The sequence below is a fragment of the Patescibacteria group bacterium genome (assembly GCA_018900835.1).
Classification (GTDB): domain Bacteria; phylum Patescibacteriota; class Minisyncoccia; order Minisyncoccales; family PEYH01; genus PEYH01.
In genome coordinates this window covers 25,220-40,890 of the sequence record JAHIFQ010000007.1, presented here as the reverse complement: position 1 = coordinate 40,890, position 15,671 = coordinate 25,220, and the positions used below count along the sequence as shown (strand labels likewise).

At 38.3% G+C, this 15,671-nt stretch carries 17 protein-coding genes and 3 tRNA genes; 7 read left to right on the top strand and 13 right to left on the bottom strand.

What is annotated here, in order from left to right:
* Positions 1-272: 272 nt before the first annotated feature.
* The 12 genes from KJ562_01310 to KJ562_01255 form a co-directional block, all read right to left on the bottom strand.
* Positions 273-569 carry a hypothetical protein gene (locus KJ562_01310; protein ID MBU3964353.1) on the bottom strand — a complete coding sequence of 99 codons (297 nt, stop codon included), beginning with the start codon at positions 567-569 and terminating at the stop codon, positions 273-275.
* A 40-nt stretch (positions 570-609) separates the two neighbouring features.
* Positions 610-681 (bottom strand) — tRNA-Asn (locus tag KJ562_01305).
* Positions 672-941 (bottom strand): GIY-YIG nuclease family protein, encoded by a 270-nt coding sequence (locus KJ562_01300; GenBank protein MBU3964352.1) that lies wholly within the window; start codon positions 939-941, stop codon positions 672-674. The genes KJ562_01305 and KJ562_01300 overlap by 10 nt, the downstream gene beginning before the upstream one ends.
* Before the next feature lie 127 nt (positions 942-1,068).
* Positions 1,069-2,448: a sigma-70 family RNA polymerase sigma factor gene (locus KJ562_01295; protein ID MBU3964351.1), complete on the bottom strand. Its 1,380-nt coding sequence runs from the start codon at positions 2,446-2,448 to the stop codon at positions 1,069-1,071.
* Between the two features lie 44 nt (positions 2,449-2,492).
* On the bottom strand, positions 2,493-4,286 hold the full coding sequence (dnaG, locus tag KJ562_01290) for a DNA primase (GenBank protein ID MBU3964350.1): 1,794 nt from the start codon (positions 4,284-4,286) through the stop codon (positions 2,493-2,495).
* Entirely contained in the window at positions 4,267-4,947 is a 681-nt protein-coding gene (locus KJ562_01285) for a glycosyltransferase family 2 protein (GenBank protein MBU3964349.1), read from the bottom strand. Before KJ562_01285 ends, dnaG begins: the two co-directional genes overlap by 20 nt.
* 111 nt (positions 4,948-5,058) lie before the next feature.
* Positions 5,059-5,580 carry an NYN domain-containing protein gene (locus KJ562_01280; protein ID MBU3964348.1) on the bottom strand — a complete coding sequence of 174 codons (522 nt, stop codon included), beginning with the start codon at positions 5,578-5,580 and terminating at the stop codon, positions 5,059-5,061.
* A gap of 44 nt (positions 5,581-5,624) precedes the next feature.
* A tRNA-Ser gene (locus tag KJ562_01275) sits at positions 5,625-5,709 on the bottom strand.
* Positions 5,710-5,725: 16 nt separating this feature from the next.
* Complete coding sequence (locus KJ562_01270) at positions 5,726-6,622, bottom strand: M48 family metallopeptidase (GenBank protein ID MBU3964347.1); 897 nt, start codon at positions 6,620-6,622, stop codon at positions 5,726-5,728.
* A 78-nt stretch (positions 6,623-6,700) separates the two neighbouring features.
* On the bottom strand, positions 6,701-7,258 hold the full coding sequence (locus KJ562_01265) for a LemA family protein (protein MBU3964346.1): 558 nt from the start codon (positions 7,256-7,258) through the stop codon (positions 6,701-6,703).
* A 156-nt stretch (positions 7,259-7,414) separates the two neighbouring features.
* Positions 7,415-9,058, bottom strand: a complete 1,644-nt coding sequence (gene groL / locus KJ562_01260; GenBank protein ID MBU3964345.1) for a chaperonin GroEL — start codon at positions 9,056-9,058, stop codon at positions 7,415-7,417.
* Positions 9,059-9,105: 47 nt separating this feature from the next.
* A complete protein-coding gene (locus tag KJ562_01255) occupies positions 9,106-9,396 on the bottom strand; it encodes a co-chaperone GroES (GenBank protein MBU3964344.1) in 291 nt (96 codons plus the stop codon).
* A 171-nt stretch (positions 9,397-9,567) separates the two neighbouring features.
* On the opposite strand from KJ562_01255, the gene KJ562_01250 reads away from it, so the two are divergent.
* Genes KJ562_01250 through KJ562_01235 form a run of 4 tightly spaced genes read left to right on the top strand, consistent with a single transcriptional unit; the run spans position 9,568 to position 12,827 of the window.
* A complete protein-coding gene (locus tag KJ562_01250) occupies positions 9,568-9,945 on the top strand; it encodes a phage holin family protein (protein ID MBU3964343.1) in 378 nt (125 codons plus the stop codon).
* Positions 9,935-10,156: a preprotein translocase subunit SecG gene (secG, locus tag KJ562_01245; GenBank protein ID MBU3964342.1), complete on the top strand. Its 222-nt coding sequence runs from the start codon at positions 9,935-9,937 to the stop codon at positions 10,154-10,156. The genes KJ562_01250 and secG overlap by 11 nt, the downstream gene beginning before the upstream one ends.
* Before the next feature lie 40 nt (positions 10,157-10,196).
* Positions 10,197-12,209, top strand: coding sequence for a hypothetical protein (locus tag KJ562_01240; protein MBU3964341.1), 2,013 nt, complete (start codon positions 10,197-10,199; stop codon positions 12,207-12,209).
* 33 nt (positions 12,210-12,242) lie between these two features.
* Positions 12,243-12,827: a glucose-6-phosphate isomerase gene (locus KJ562_01235; protein ID MBU3964340.1), complete on the top strand. Its 585-nt coding sequence runs from the start codon at positions 12,243-12,245 to the stop codon at positions 12,825-12,827.
* A 98-nt stretch (positions 12,828-12,925) separates the two neighbouring features.
* Here KJ562_01235 and KJ562_01230 read toward each other — a convergent pair whose 3' ends face one another.
* On the bottom strand, positions 12,926-13,354 hold the full coding sequence (locus KJ562_01230) for a hypothetical protein (protein ID MBU3964339.1): 429 nt from the start codon (positions 13,352-13,354) through the stop codon (positions 12,926-12,928).
* 78 nt (positions 13,355-13,432) lie between these two features.
* On the opposite strand from KJ562_01230, the gene KJ562_01225 reads away from it, so the two are divergent.
* The 3 genes from KJ562_01225 (at position 13,433) to KJ562_01215 (ending at position 15,630) form a co-directional block, all read left to right on the top strand.
* Positions 13,433-13,516, top strand: a tRNA-Leu gene (locus KJ562_01225).
* Between the two features lie 63 nt (positions 13,517-13,579).
* Positions 13,580-13,852, top strand: coding sequence for a GIY-YIG nuclease family protein (locus tag KJ562_01220; GenBank protein MBU3964338.1), 273 nt, complete (start codon positions 13,580-13,582; stop codon positions 13,850-13,852).
* A gap of 65 nt (positions 13,853-13,917) precedes the next feature.
* The gene (locus KJ562_01215) at positions 13,918-15,630 is read left to right on the top strand and encodes a ribonuclease J (protein MBU3964337.1); all 1,713 of its coding nucleotides are present in this window, start codon (positions 13,918-13,920) and stop codon (positions 15,628-15,630) included.
* Positions 15,631-15,671 lie beyond the last annotated feature (41 nt).

Sequence of the window (15,671 nt, the reverse complement as noted above, 5' to 3'; positions counted from 1 at the left end):
CCAGTACTACATTTTACCCTTAAATAAGCCGGGGCGTCAACGCCCGTAATAATTCAATAGCTTTGCAACATAAAAAAGTTCTAACATCCTACGCCAAATGATTCAAAAACCCTCACAAATAGAGGGTTTTTGGAACGACTCGCTAATCTACCCCACCCCGCCACTCACTATATATCTCCGCAGATGGGACGATTTTCAGACTTATTTTACACATTTATTAAAATAAAAAGCATTAAACATAATGCTATTTATAACTAATTAATTTGATATCCTCAATATTCTAATTTCAAATCTAATTTTTTAGCAATTAACTGAAACCATTTCTCGTGTCTGTCAACCTTATGACTCAACATAACCATTTCTTGAAAATAAGTATCTGCCCTTTTCGCATAGGAATCTATCGCTGTCATTAAATCATTAATATCAGACTTATCTGCTTTATTTTCTTCCAAATTGACTAATCTCTCTCTCAGATTCATTAAAGATTCTTTAACTATTGAAAACTCTCCGTCAATATTCGAGAATTTTCTATCTAAATGTTGAATCAATTCGCTATAATCTTTATTCATATTTCCATTATATATCAACAATATTTTCTGTCAAATACGGCTCCGCGGGTAGGACTCGAACCTACAACCTCTCGGTTAACAGCCGATGGCTCTACCATTGAGCTACCGCGGAATATTAACTTTTATATATTCGTCTTTGATTATTTTGTCAATATAATCTTTCCTTTTAAGTTTTTTCAATTTTCTTTCTATATAGCGCGCATCTTTTAACGATTTATATTCTTGCTTAAATACTAATTCTAATTTACCAAAACGCCTGGTTGAATAAGTATAACCCCCTTGATGATGTCTTAATCTTCGATTTACATCTATGGTGCTCCCAATATAATATCGTCCGTCTCTTGTACTTTTTAATATATATACATAAGCCATAACTATATTCTGTTTTTGAGCCCCGACGTATTTTATAGTCGGGGCCCCGACCCTGCGTCGGGGCTACCGCGGAATATTAAATTTTACTATCTAAAGCTTATGTCATTTTATCTTTTTTTTCAAGGAATTAGTATCCTTCCAGTTTTTTGAGGTTGTCGTGTTTGCGTATCTTCTCCAGTGCCTTTGCTTCTATCTGACGGATTCTCTCTCTGGTGACGGCAAACACTTCCCCTACTTCCTGCAATGTATGAGTCACTCCGTCGGTCAAACCAAATCTCATTGCCAAAATTTTCTGCTCTCTATCAGTCAAATCAGCCAAAATCTCATCCAGCCGCTCTTTAAGCAATGCCCGGGCTGCCCGCTTTGAAGGAGAGGGCATTTCTTCGTCTTTTATAAACTCGGCTAAAACGCTGTCTTCGTCGTCTTTATCGCCTATCGGCGTTTCCAAAGAAATTGTCTTTTGGGCAATTTTTTTAATATGCCTCACCTTGTCTCCGCTCACCCCCATCTCTCTACTAATTTCTTCCACTGATGGCTCCCTGCCCAGCTCTCTTAATAACTCCCTTCTAACTTTTGTATATTTTGAAATAGTTTCTATCATATGCACAGGAATCCTAATAGTTCTTGCCTGGTCAGCTAATGCACGAGTGATTGCCTGTCTTATCCACCAAGTAGCATAAGTTGAAAACTTATATCCCCTTCTCCAATCAAATTTTTCAGCTGCCCTAAAAAGTCCTAAATTTCCTTCCTGAATTAAATCAAGCATCGTGAGGTTTGGGGTTCTGCCTACATACTTTTTAGCAATTGAAACCACCAACCGTAAATTGGCTCTAATAAGTTTTTGCTTTGACGCAATATCGCCCCTTTCTATTCTTTTTGCCAAATCCTTCTCTTCCTTGGCGGTTAAAAATGCGACCTTGCTTATCTCTTTTAGATACATTTGTATAGAATCAGGGCGTCGGCTCACAATGGGTTTGTTTTTGGACTTGGATTTAATCTGACTATGCTCATCTCCCTCAACACGCAAAAATCCCTGGCTTCTTTTCAACTCAATCCCCTCTTCTTCTAAGCGATAAAGAAGCGCTTCCAACCCATCTAAATCCTTCTCCGGATAAGGGAAAAAATAAATAACCTCGCTGTGGGTCACAAAACCACGCGTTCTCCCCCGTCTAATCAATTCCTCTATTTTGGCAAGAGGAAAAATCTCTTCTCTAAGTTTACTGGTCTTTACCCCCTCAACCGGCTTATTTCTAAATGTCCTATTGGCTGTTTTGCCAATTGCATTTTTAAGCGTTTTTTTCTTTTTTACGCTTGGTTTAGGGGACTTCTTCTTAATGACCTTCTTTTTAACAATTTTCTTGGCTTTCTTGTCTTTATTTTTGTCTTTTACGCTTTTTTTCTTAACAATCTTTTTCGCAAGTTCTTTCTTGCGGGAAATTTTCTTTTTTTTCACAACCTTCTTTTTCGCAACTTTCTTTTTCTTAATCAATTTTTTCTTTTTGGGCATAGGTTTAATTATTAATTACTTGCCCGCCTCGGGCGGGTTAATTACTAATCATCAATTTCTTGTATTGGATTATATTTTTCGCTATGATTTTTAGATAAACTCTCGGTAAGTTGATGGAATTTTTTACATAACTCCTCTGCTTCGTCTTTCTTATTCTCTTGTTCCGCAATCCTAATTTTATTGGACAATTCTTCAAGTCGCTCTTTAATTGTAAGACATTCTATCTCTTTTAGGCAAACCATTATTTCGTCTGCCACATCCACTTCCTTGTCTTCTGCCTCTACTGCCACCTCCCCTTTGAGTGATAGAAAATCCAAAAAATCTTTATCTTGTTCTGAAAAATCGGCTTGTTTAAAATCTTTTGATTTAGTTTCCTTAATTTTAATAATAATTTCTTTGATTTCGGGAGACAAGCAATCAAGAAGCTGGTCTTGTATCAACGCAAATCCCGCAGGATAATTCAATAATAACGACAGGGCTCTTTCTTGAATAATATCTCTCCTTGATTTCTTGCTCTCTCTATTGCAAGTTTTTTGCGTGGTTTCCGCAATCACTTGACCTGGAACATATTTATTCAGCTCTTCTTCAACGCTTGCTTCGCTTACCATCAAGCGATTAGCCAATTCCTTAACCCAAGACGATTGTTCAATTTTATTCTGAATCTTTTTTAATATAGGAATAAGTATTTCAGAAATTTTCCTTTTCTCATCATGATTTTTAACATCAAATCTAGAAAACGCGCTGTCAAAATAGAATTCAACTATTGAGCGAGCTTCATTGATAAACTTTTTCCACGCCTCTGGGTCTTCTGTCGCCATATCTGCAGGGTCTTTCGTATCCGGCAAGACAGCCACCTTTATATTAAATCCCTGCGCCTGCGCCAAATCAATTCCTCTTTTTGTAGCTGAATCTCCGGCAATATCCATATCAAAAGCAGTAATCAAGTTGTTGGAATATCTTTTCAAAATCGCAAGCTGGAAAGGCGTTAATGCTGTGCCGGAAGTGGCTACTACATTTTGAACCCCTGCTTGATGAGACATTATCACATCAGTATAGCCCTCAACTAAAATACATCCTTCATTTTTTCTGATTGGAATTTTTGCCTGATTCAGACCATAGAGTACCTGACTTTTGTTGTAAAGAACAGTATTGGGAATATTCAGATACTTGGCTGTTTCTTGCGCATCGTCTTTGCCGAAAGCCCTACCCCCAAAACCCACTGTCTGGGAATTCAAATCAAAAATCGGAAAAATTATCCGTGAACGGAATCGGTCATAAACCTTTCCCTTTTCGCTTTCCAAAATTAATCCCGCTCTTTTTATCTCTCCTACTGAATAGCCATTTTGTTGTAAAAATTTCATTAAGCTATCCCAAGAATCAGGGGCAAACCCAACCCGCCATTTTGTTATTGACTCCTCGTTCAACCCTCTCTTTAAAAGATACTCTTTTGCTTCCTTCCCTGTTGAACTTGAATGGAGTTGTTTCTCAAAAAATTTAGTTGCTATTTCGCAAATATCGTAAATCCTTTTTCTCGCTGTCTGAATTTGAGGGTCCTGCCTTTTTAATTCCACTCCCGCTCTTTTAGCAAGGATACGCAAGGCATCCCCGAACTCAACGCCCTCAATTTCTTTTACAAAAGCAAAGACGTCACCTTTGGCTCCACATCCAAAGCAGGACCATATTTGGCGAGTAGGGCTTACAAAAAAAGACGGCTTTTTTTCTGAATGAAAAGGACAAAGGGCTCTATGATTAGCCCCTGTTTTTTCAAGTTTTATATAACTTGAAATTACATCAACAATATCAAGCTTTTCTTTGATTTCATTGATTACTGAATCCATATTTCTTTGCCCTTTTTATCCTTAATAATACGCTTGCCTGAACAATATTCCAATGCATTTTCCATCTTGCTAAATGCCCTTTCCAAAAACCCATTTTCTTTTCTTTTGTAATATGTGTCACGCCAGCTAAAACTAATGGCTTTACTTTAATCCTTTTTTTCTTAGCAAGATAAGTAATCGCAGTTTCAATATAGAATTTATTTTTATACTCATCAGGCACTATATCCCAGACGCTTCTCTTGATGGCTCTCATCCCAGAGAACGGCGATTCTATCCTGCTTAATTTCCTATTAAGAGCAGGACTCAATTTTGACCTGTCAATCGCTCCAACAGTCATTTCACACTCTCCGTCAATAACCGGCTTAATTAGATTGGTTATATGTATCTGCTTAAATCCTATTAAATCAGCATCAAGGAAAAGAATAACTTCTGCCTCTGTGTTCTTGACTCCAATATCCAACGCCTTGCCTTTTCCGATATTCTCATTAAGGATAATAATCCGCGAAGCATTATGCTCTTTGGCTATTATTGGCGTGGAATCAGTAGAGCCATCATCCACCACAATAACCTCGCCTATTAAGGGGTGATTGACAACCACATCTAAAACATCTCCTAATCCCATTTCTTCATTATATGCCGGTATAATCGCTGCAGTTTTCATAAAATATGAATTTTATCTATAAATTTTTAATTTTCGCCCTTGACTATTGACATCCAATTTGTATTTGCTACACTATAATTGATTAATGAAAATTAATCAAAAATTTAAAGCTTAAGGGCCCTGAAAGGGGTCCTTTTGGCTTTCCTTTGGCCAACAAATAAAATCTCTAATTTTTTTAATTTCAAATATCCTTACTCCGGTATCAGATATTTCTATTGAAACCCTTCTGGCCGTCGAAAAAACCACAACCTTCTTCCCATCTTTTAATAATTGATCAATCGGGTCAGAAAAATCACTATCTCCGCTCCATAAGATGAAATTTTCTATACCGTTTTTGTCATAATCAATCAACATATCTCTGCCTATCTCAACATCAAAATTGCATTTCTTGTCCTGGATAAATCTAATACCCCCATTGTTTAACTCTTTCAATTTTTTATTCAATATTTCTATTGTCTCAAGATTAAATTCTTTCAATAATGGTTTTCTTATGAAGTTCTCGAGTAATGCCGGTGAATTTATCGGTATACTAGAAACATCTATTGATAATTTCATTATCTTGACTGGCTTGGTATGAACATCATAATTTCTTTTCCTGACATCATCTATAAATTTTTGCTGGAGCAAAAACAAATCTTTTGTATTTTGTGTGAGTAATTTGTAGTTAAGGATAAGAGCGGTGGGGGTGGGATTCGAACCCACGGGACCCGTTAGGGTCACAGCTTTCCAAGCTGCTCGATTAAGCCACTCTCGAACCCCACCTCAAAATCAAAAACAATTAAATCTTTAGACCCATTAATGCTTTGATGCGTTCCTCTGTTGGCGGGTGGGTCATAAATAATCTTGTAAACCAGCCCTGCGATTTCTCCCCGCGGAAAGGATTGGAAATATATAAATGCGCTGTGGCGCTATTGGCTTTTCTCAATGGACTCGGGTCTTGGGCAATCTTTTCAAGCGCTTTTGCCAAGCCCTCAGGATAGCGAGTTATTAAAGCTCCGTTTGCGTCTGCTAAAAATTCCCGCTTTCTTGAAATCGCAAGTTTTATTAAGTTGGCTGCTATGGGCGCTAAAATCGCTGAAACAATTCCCAAAATTGCTAAAATCGCGCCAACCCCTCCACGCGAATCCCTTCGCCCCCTACCTAAAAATCCCATTCTTAAAAACATATTTGAAACCAAGGCAATGATACCAACAAGCACCACCACCATTGTCTGTAAAAGCATATCCTTATTCTTTATGTGAGAAAGCTCATGAGCAATCACTCCCTCAAGTTCTGATTTTTCCAATTTCTCCAAAAGCCCTTGCGTCACTGCCACTACTGCGTGTTTCTTGTTTCTGCCTGTGGCAAAAGCATTTGGCTGGCTTTCGTTTATAATATAAACTTTCGGAAAAGGAAGGCCGGCAGTGATGCAGAGATTTTCAACTATTCTATATAAGGTAGGATTATCTGATTTCTCAATCAATTTTGCCCCTGCCAACGATAACACAATTTTATCAGAATACCAATAACTGCTGAAGCTCATAAAAATACTAAAGCCAACAGCAAAATACAAGATTCCCGGACTTTCCATAACATAACTAAAAATCCATCCCACTCCTATGACCAAAATTAAAAACACGGTTAGTAAAAGCCATGTCTTGCGGACATTGGATTCAGCGACATTGTAGGAAGTCATTTTCTTTAACAAATACTGGGATATAATTTATAGCGAGCAGTGTCCTATGAATTGTATCCCAGTAGGAAATAAATATTTTTAGAACGCTACTTTCGGTGCTTCTCTCTCTTCTGGAACTGTAAGTTCAAAAAGGTCCATTTTGTTGAAGTTGAACATTCTCGCGATTATATTTGAAGGAAAACTTTCAACTTTGATATTAAGCTCTTTGACATTTCCATTATAGAATCTTCTGGCTGCCTGAACCTTGTCTTCGGTGTCAGTTAATTCCTCTTGAAGATGCTTAAAATTGTCTGACGCTTTCAAGTCAGGATAATTCTCTACAACAGCAAAAAGGGACTTTAATGTGCTTGACAACATATTTTCCGCTTTCGCTTTGTCTCCTGCTCCTTGCGCGCCCATTGCCTGCGCTCTTGCCTGCGTTACTTTTTCAAAAAGCTCTCTCTCATGCTGGGCATATCCTTTTACAGTATTGACTAAATTGGGAATCAGGTTGTATCTCCTTTTCAATTGGACATCAATATCTGCCCATGCCTCTTTTGTTCTGTTGCGAAGCACAACAAAACGATTGAACAACCCTGCTATGCCTAAAAATGACAGAGCCAAAACCGCTATAATAACGATTAGCAATGTACTCATATTATTGGTTAATTTTAATGATTCAATGATATCATAACCCGATTCTACGCAAAAAACAAGCCCACATAATGTTGGGGTCTGGCCCCAACACATTAAATCCAAAACCCTGCCACTAAGGCAGGGTTTTGGATTTATCTTTGTCTTTATTTCTTTATTTTAAAAATCTTCGTAAGGATTGCCTTGGGACATAGGATTATTATCCTTATTCTCTGGCTTATCTGTAATAGCCACCTCTGTTGTTAAAAATGTGGCAGCAGCAGACACTGCATTTTCCAAAGCAGACCTCACGACCTTGGTTGGGTCAATGATTCCTGATTGGACAAGATTTTCAAATCTTAATGTCTGGGCATTGAATCCAAAATCCAGCTCCTGACTTCCTTTGATTCTGGCAATAACAACCCCTGCATCCACCCCGGCATTATGGGCAATCTGTCTTGCTGGCGCCTCAATCGCTTTTTTAAGAATATCAATTCCTGTCTGGATATCTTTAGCTAATTCTCCTTTTTCAGCAATTTCAAGATTAGCCAAGACCTTGGTTGCTTCTATTAGAGCAACACCTCCGCCTGGAACGATTCCCTCTTCAAGCGCAGAGCGAGCTGCTGACAAAGCATCTTCTGCTTTGTGTTGTTTTAATTTCTGCTCCACTTCAGTCGGAGCACCAACTTTAATCACAGCCACGCCACCGGCTAATTTTGCCAACCGTTCCTGCAGTTTATCTTTTTCAAATTCCGAGTCAGCGACTTCTAATTGCTTTTTAATTTGGGCAATTCGAGATTCTGTTTCCTCCTTACTACCCTTTCCTTCCACAATTGTTGTGTCGTCTTTAGTAGCAACAACTTTTCTCGCCTGCCCGAGCATTTCAATTTCCGCATTTTCAATTTTCAACCCAATGTCTTCTGAAATCACCTTAGCCCCGACTAAACAGGCAATATCTTCAAGTATTTCTTTCTTTCTATCGCCAAACCCGGGGGCTTTTACTGCTAAAGCATTGAATACTCCCCTAATTTTATTAACAAGCAATGTTGCTAACGCTTCTCCATCAAGGTCTTCGGCAATAATCACAATATCTTTTTTGCCTGTCTGGGCGATTTTCTCCAAGATTGGAATAATCTCTTTTATGGATGAAATTTTCTTATCAGTTATTAATATGTATGGCTCATCTAGCTCTGCTCTCATATGCTCGGCATCGGTTATCATATATGGAGAAATATATCCCCTGTCAATCTGAAGACCTTTAACAATTTCTTTTTGCAAACCAAATGTTTTTGACTCTTCTATGGTCACCACTCCGTCTTTGCCTGCCCCGTCTATTACATCCGCAATCATATTGCCGAGTTCAGAGTCCTCTGCCGCAATAGTGGCAACCTTGGCAATGTCTTCCTTGCCTGCCATTGGCTTTGAAATTTCCTTTAAAAATTCAACAACTCTTTTAGATGCCATTTCAATCCCCTTTTTAAGAGCTAATGGATTGGCTCCAGCAGCCACATTTTTAATTCCTTCGCCAATAATGGCTTGAGCCAAAACAGTGGCTGTGGTGGTGCCGTCCCCTGCCATATCATTTACTTTGGAAGCAACTTCTTTCACAATCTCTGCGCCAAGATTTTCAACCCTGTCTTCCAATTCAATCTCCTTGGCAATAGTGACTCCATCGTTGGTGATGGTTGGAGAGCCGAAACCCTTATCCAGAATAACATTCCTGCCTCTCGGACCAAGAGTTACTTTTACAGCGTTTGCCAATTTATCAACGCCAGCTTTCAATTTTTTCCGAGCAACCTCGGAGTATAAAATATTCTTTGCCATTTTTCTATTACTATTGATTAATGATTATTTATCTAATGATTTTGGAATTATTCTAAAATTGCGAGTATATCATCTTCTCTAGCGATTAAATATTCTTTTCCGTCTATTTCAATCTCATTTGGGCCATATTTAGTAAACAAGACCCTATCTCCGATTTTTACATCCATAGAAAGAATTTTTCCAGAAGATGTTTTCTTCCCTGCGCCAACTGCCACAACAGTCCCTTGTTCTGGCCTCTCTTTCTCCGCTGTTTCTGGCAAAAATATACCGCTTTTTGTTTTTTCTTCAGCAGTAACTGGTTCAATTAAAATATAGTCAGATAATGGTTTGATATTCATTTTTCTTTTTTTGCTTGATTAGCATAAAGCGACCTTTTTATGTGTTTTCCATTTCCCATTCTTTACTTTGGATTTTGGCTTTTGGCTTTTTATAGTTTATACCTTAAACTAAACCCGCAATTTTGTCAAGATTTTTATTGTTTTACAATTTAAAAATGATATAATGTATCAATGAATGGTTTTTTGTTCCAAGCCATAGCCGGAATGCTCGGCGTTTATCTGACATCCGAATTTATTGCAGGAGTCCAATTTGTCGGTACCCGCAAGATTTTTCTTTTAATCGGTCTAATATTCGGCATAATCAACTATTTTATCAAACCGATTCTGAATTTCCTGCTCTTCCCTGTCCGGCTATTGACTTTTGGCCTGATTGGGTTAGTAATAAATATTGCAATTGTCTGGTTTGTTTCGTATGTTTTATTTCCGAACAATTTCCAAATATCAGGTACAGTCCCGTTAGCAATAACCACATTAATCATCTGGGCTTCAAGCTTTTTCTTTTATCTGCTTGCAAAGCGCAGCTGGAAAAAACAAAGATATGACGATTAATATACTCGCTATTCTTCAAATTGTTGTTTCAGTCCTCTTGGTAGCTGGAATCCTGCTCCAGCAAAGGGGCTCGGCAATCGGGTCTGCTTTTGGACAAGAAGGTGGCGCATTCTATGGCTCCAGAAGAGGAATGGAGAAAAAAATATTTTGGGCAACAGTCTCGTTGGGCGCACTATTTATAATCTTGGCTATTCTAAATCTAATTTTTTAGTTTTAAAACAATTCATATAAGCCCTAAAATTAAAAAGGGATTGATTGCTATCAAACCTAAGCTGAATATCCAGCCAATCAAAGATAAATTGAAACCAGGTTTCTCTCGGGTTTTTAATATTATTAGAGTTCTACCAAGAGTACTTAATAAAAAAGAAAAAATATCTTTGCTTGTATTTTTTGTCGCCTTCCTCGTCTCTGGCATTTATCTTATTATCTCTTCTTATTTGGGTAGCACGATTCTCGCGCCTGCCAACGGAGGTATTTTTCGGGAAGGAATTTTGGGTCAACCAAGATTTATAAATCCGATTTACGCTGCCTCAAACGATGTTGACAGGGACCTTGTAAATTTAATTTATTCTGGACTTTTTAGATATGATAATTCGGGAGAAATCATCCCAGACCTTGTAGCAGAATACTCTATTGAAAATGACGGCAAGCTTTATAATCTTACTCTGAAAGAAAACGCTGTGTTCCATGATGGAAAACCATTAACTGCTGATGATGTAATTTTTACTATAAAAACAATCCAAAGCCCTGATTTTAAGAGTCCAATCCAAGCGAAATGGCTTGATGTAAAAGCGGAAAAGGTCTCTCAATACCAAATAGCCATCACTCTTAAAAACGCTTATCCTGCGTTTTTGGAAACACTCTGCCTAAAAATAATGCCCAATCATATTTGGTCAGAAATTTCAGCGGAAAATTTTCCTCTTTCTTCGTATAACTTCAAACCAATCGGTTCAGGCCCGTTCCAGTTAGAAAATATAACCCAGAATAAGACAGGAAGGATTACTTCAATCAACTTAACTGATTTTTCTGATTATTACGGACAATCGCCATATATTAACCAAATTAATTTCCTATTTTTTGAAGACAAAAAAGAACTTCTGCGGGCAGCGGAAAACAACATTATTGATGCTTTTTCTCTGCCTTCAGGCGACTATGAATCAGTTTACAATCTCAACGAATACTCTTTTGTTATGCCTCGATATTTTGCCCTTTTCTTTAATCCAACTAAAAGCGAATTTTTGGCGCAAGACACAATTAGGCGCGCGCTCAATCTCGCCACGAATAAGCAGGAAATTAAAGAAAAAATATTATCTAATAAAGGCGCTGTCGCAGAATCCCCTTTTCTATTAAATATATACAACCCTGAAAGCACTTCTTCTCCGAATGGATTCAACCTTGATGAAGCAAGGGAGTTGTTAACTAAGGCCGGGTTTGTTGAGCAAGATGGAAGGTTGGTGAAAATCAAAAGCGCGGAAACAATGAATTTTGTGAGCACATTATCATCTGGCTCAAAAGGCAAGACAGTGGAATATCTCCAGCAATGCCTTGCTATGTTCAGCGACATTTATCCTGACGGAGAAATCTCTGGTTTTTTCGGCGATAAGACCAAAGAAGCAGTAATAAAATTACAAGAAAAATACGCTGATGAAATACTGAAACCATCTGGACTTTCTTCTGGCAACGGAGTTGTGGGTCCAAGCACTAGAAAAAAACTGAACCAGATATGTGTTATTAATCAAGCTGAAAATATTCAATTTAAAATAACAATTACCACGCCAATTGACCCAATGCTCCAAGAAACAGCCGAGCTTTTAAAGGAACAATGGGCAAAAATTGGAATAGAAACAGAAATAAACGCTCTCCCAATCACTGAAATTAAACAAACCGTGATAAAAGAACGGGAATATGATGCCCTGTTATTCGGACAAGTGCTCGGCATTATCCCTGACCCTTACCCATTCTGGCATTCTGGTCAAAGGATTTATCCAGGCCTGAATCTTGCGGATTATAAAAATACGAAAGTTGATAAATTACTGGAACAAATTAGGACAAGCTCTGATAAAAATATTCTTATTGAAAAAATGGAGGAAGCGGAAAATCTTTTGAAAGCAGATGCGCCAGCCATTTTCCTGTTTAATCCTGACCTTATATATCTTGCTTCAAGCGGGATTAAAGGAATTAATGCCCATACAATTTCTGACCCTTCTCAAAGATTCGCAGGAATTGCCGATTGGTATATTAAAACAAAACGAGTGCAACGATAAGTCCCTATTTTTTAATTTTTAATCTTAGATATTATGGAGGATTTTAATCTTGAAAATTTGAAGCCGGATATTCGTACCATAAAAGATATGGGTTCTGTTTTATATGACAAAGAATGGCAAAAAACAGCCGATATAGATACGGAATTGTATTATATGTATAGAGGACTGAAAGAAAAAAACAATTTAAGATATGACATCACAGTGATATTGCCTATAATGCTTGGAAATGAATTTAATAAAACTAAGGGGCATACTCATACTAACGAGTGCGGGGAAACATATATTATTTTAGAAGGAGAGGCAATATTTTTATTGCAAAAAGAAAATAACGACACAATAGAGGATGTTTATGCTGTTAAGGCGAAAAAAGGAGAGGTTTGTATTGTTCCTCTCCTATATAGCCACATCACAATTAATCCAACAGATAAAACCTTAAAAATGGCAAATTGGGTTGACAAAGAGATGGAAAACAGTTATGAAGAAATCCAGCAAAGAAATGGCGCTTGCTATTTCTACACTACTCAAGGTTGGATTAAAAATGAAGATTATAAAAATGTTCCTGCTTTGAGGTTTGAGAATGCCCAAGCATCTCTTCCAGAAGAACTTTCCTGTTTATAAAAGAAAAAACCTGCCGCAGGATTAAAGCTCCTGGGCAGGCGGCGCGCCTGATGGCGCATAGCTTATTGTGAATGAGCAGATGTCACGGACTTTTGGGGTCATTTGACCTTGTCAAGTTCAGGGATAAAGCTCACCTTAGCAACTAAGACCAATCCGCGACCTTTCGCTCGCACTATGTTGTTATATTCAATCCCAGCAGAAATGTTCTCAGTTTTGAATGTTTGACGAACTGCTTTCCCTGCCCCAATATCCACAGGAGCAAGATAAAGAAAACGAGTATCGCCACCTGTTGGGCCTGATTGAACAACAAGATATGTCTTGCCTTCGGTTAAATCGCTGGTTCGCAATTTCCGTGTGAACAAGATATACCACCCGATGGACACCAATAGTATAAAGAAAAATAACGCGGACAAACGAAAAGCGCCAGTGATATCCAACAACCCCATTTCCACCTGGTCTATCAGAGCGGGAACAATTATTGCACCAAGGATACCTACAACAAACAGCAAATACCCAATTAACTTCATAACAACCTCCTTCTCCCTTTTTCTCAATCAATCGCCCGATATCTCCGACATTACCTTTTTTTGAAAAATTGTCAACCTGCCGAGGTGGTGAAATTGGCAAACACGCTGGCTTCAGGAGTCAGTGCTCGCAAGGGCTTAAGGGTTCAACTCCCTTCCTCGGCACAAGGGTTTCCGCCCAAGGCGGACCCGCCTTGGGCGGGCAACTCCCTCCCTCGGCACAAAAATATGTTTTACATTTACATTCTACAAAGTTTGAAAGATTATAAATTATATATTGGCTATTCGGCTAATCTAAAAAATAGAATTTTGGAACACAGGAAAGGAGATGTTAAAACGACAAAAAATAGAAGACCCTTAGCGCTTATTTATTATGAAGGATATAAATCAGATAAAGATGCCCGGGCCAGGGAAAAATTTCTAAAAAGTGGTAAGGGGAGAGAATTTGTAAATAAAAATATAATTTATTCGAGGGTTTCCGCCCAAGGCGGACCCGCCTAGGGCGGGCAACTCCCTCCCTCGGCACAAGCGGTCGCATCGCGACCTAAACACAAACACAAAAATTTATGCAAACACAAAAAACACAACCACATAAAGAATATAAAAAAGACATTGACCTGCGCATCATTCCTCTTGGCGGGCAGGAGGAAGTTGGCAGAAATATGGCTGTTTTTGAATATGATAGAGATATCGTCATCGTTGATATGGGAATCCAGTTCCCAGAAGAAGATATGCCTGGAATTGATTATATTATCCCGAACATTAGCTATCTCAAGGGAAAAGAAAAAGATATCAGAGCTGTTGTTTTTACTCATGGCCACTTGGACCACATCGGCGCTGCTCCCCTGTTATTAGAGAAGCTCGGATTTCCTTTGGTCATTGGGCTACCGCTCACAATTGCCCTTATTAAACACAGAATGGAAGACCATATAAAAGGTTCTTCTAAGAAATTAAAAACTATTCAAATCAAAAATGTTAACGAGAAAATAAATCTTAATAATTTTAAATTGGGATTCTTTGAGGTTGAACACTCTATTATGGATTCTATGGGAATAGTACTTTCCACTCCTGTCGCAACCGTTATCCATATGGGTGACTGGACGCTTGGAACAGAGTTGTCAAGCAAAAAAACAATCTCTTACAATAATCTCTCCCAAATTGCCAAGCCAACGATTTTAATGATTGAAAGCTTGGGCGCGACAAACAGAGGCGCGCTCTCTACTGAAGAAGATATGTGGGAAAACTTGAGAAAAATTATCACTCAAGCGCCGGGAAGAATCATTGTTGCTACCTTTGCAACCCAAGTCAAAAGAGCAAGAGATATTATTTCCTTTGCTCAAAAACTTGGCAAAAAAGTGGCAATTGACGGATACAGCATGAAAACGAATATAAAAGTAGCCCAGCAATTGGGATACATCAAGGACGCGAACAATGCATTAATAGATATTAAAAAAATAGACGAATATCCAGATAATAAAGTCATTATTCTCGGGACAGGCGCCCAAGGAGAAGCCAGGGCAGTGCTTTCAAGAATTGTGACTGGGAATCACAAATATGTAAAACTGCACAAGAACGATACTGTAATATTCTCGTCCTCTATTATCCCTGGCAACGAAAGGACCATCCAACGACTCAAAGACAATATGTACCGCCAGTGCGACAATGTAATCCATAACGAGATAATGAATATCCATGTGAGCGGGCATAATAATGTTGAGGCGATACAAGAGGTCGTGAAACAGATAAGGCCCACTTTTGTCCTGCCTGTTTACGCAAATCACTATCTCCTAAAAGAAGCGGAAAAGGTTATAAAAGAAACTAATTTCCCGGAAAAAAATATCCTTATATTAGATAATGGGCATATTATAAAGTTTAATAAACAAAAAACTCCGGTTATTGAAAAGAAAAAAGCAGACACTGGCTATGTGTTTATAGACGGGCTTGGGTCTAATGACCTTGAGGCCGTGGTTCTTCGTGACCGCCGAGCTCTTTCAAATGATGGAATCTTTGTGATTATTGCTGTTGTTGATAGCCAGACCGGCAAAGTAGTTGGTTCTCCCGATATTATTTCAAGGGGCTTTGTCCATCTTGATACCTCTAAAAACCTACTCTACCAAAGCCGTAAAAAAGCAGTCACTATTATCGAGGCAAGCACTGGTTTAGGACAATCAGTCAACTGGTCTTTCGCTAAGAATAATCTACGGGAAAAAATCGGCGACTTTCTGTATCAAAAAACAAAAAAACGGCCAATGATTTTGCCCGTGGTTATAGAGGTCTAAAAAGCGTAAAGCGCAAAGCGAAAAACGTAAAAGAGACCCGT

Bases quoted from the DNA above. Each gene is read 5' to 3' on its own strand.
- KJ562_01310 (MBU3964353.1), bottom strand. From the start codon at position 569: ATGAATAAAGATTATAGCGAATTGATTCAACATTTAGATAGAAAATTC.
- KJ562_01300 (MBU3964352.1), bottom strand. From the start codon at position 941: ATGGCTTATGTATATATATTAAAAAGTACAAGAGACGGACGATATTAT.
- KJ562_01295 (MBU3964351.1), bottom strand. From the start codon at position 2,448: ATGCCCAAAAAGAAAAAATTGATTAAGAAAAAGAAAGTTGCGAAAAAG.
- dnaG (MBU3964350.1), bottom strand. From the start codon at position 4,286: ATGGATTCAGTAATCAATGAAATCAAAGAAAAGCTTGATATTGTTGAT.
- KJ562_01285 (MBU3964349.1), bottom strand. From the start codon at position 4,947: ATGAAAACTGCAGCGATTATACCGGCATATAATGAAGAAATGGGATTA.
- KJ562_01270 (MBU3964347.1), bottom strand. From the start codon at position 6,622: ATGACTTCCTACAATGTCGCTGAATCCAATGTCCGCAAGACATGGCTT.
- KJ562_01265 (MBU3964346.1), bottom strand. From the start codon at position 7,258: ATGAGTACATTGCTAATCGTTATTATAGCGGTTTTGGCTCTGTCATTT.
- groL (MBU3964345.1), bottom strand. From the start codon at position 9,058: ATGGCAAAGAATATTTTATACTCCGAGGTTGCTCGGAAAAAATTGAAA.
- KJ562_01255 (MBU3964344.1), bottom strand. From the start codon at position 9,396: ATGAATATCAAACCATTATCTGACTATATTTTAATTGAACCAGTTACT.
- KJ562_01250 (MBU3964343.1), top strand. From the start codon at position 9,568: ATGAATGGTTTTTTGTTCCAAGCCATAGCCGGAATGCTCGGCGTTTAT.
- secG (MBU3964342.1), top strand. From the start codon at position 9,935: ATGACGATTAATATACTCGCTATTCTTCAAATTGTTGTTTCAGTCCTC.
- KJ562_01235 (MBU3964340.1), top strand. From the start codon at position 12,243: ATGGAGGATTTTAATCTTGAAAATTTGAAGCCGGATATTCGTACCATA.
- KJ562_01230 (MBU3964339.1), bottom strand. From the start codon at position 13,354: ATGAAGTTAATTGGGTATTTGCTGTTTGTTGTAGGTATCCTTGGTGCA.
- KJ562_01220 (MBU3964338.1), top strand. From the start codon at position 13,580: ATGTTTTACATTTACATTCTACAAAGTTTGAAAGATTATAAATTATAT.
- KJ562_01215 (MBU3964337.1), top strand. From the start codon at position 13,918: ATGCAAACACAAAAAACACAACCACATAAAGAATATAAAAAAGACATT.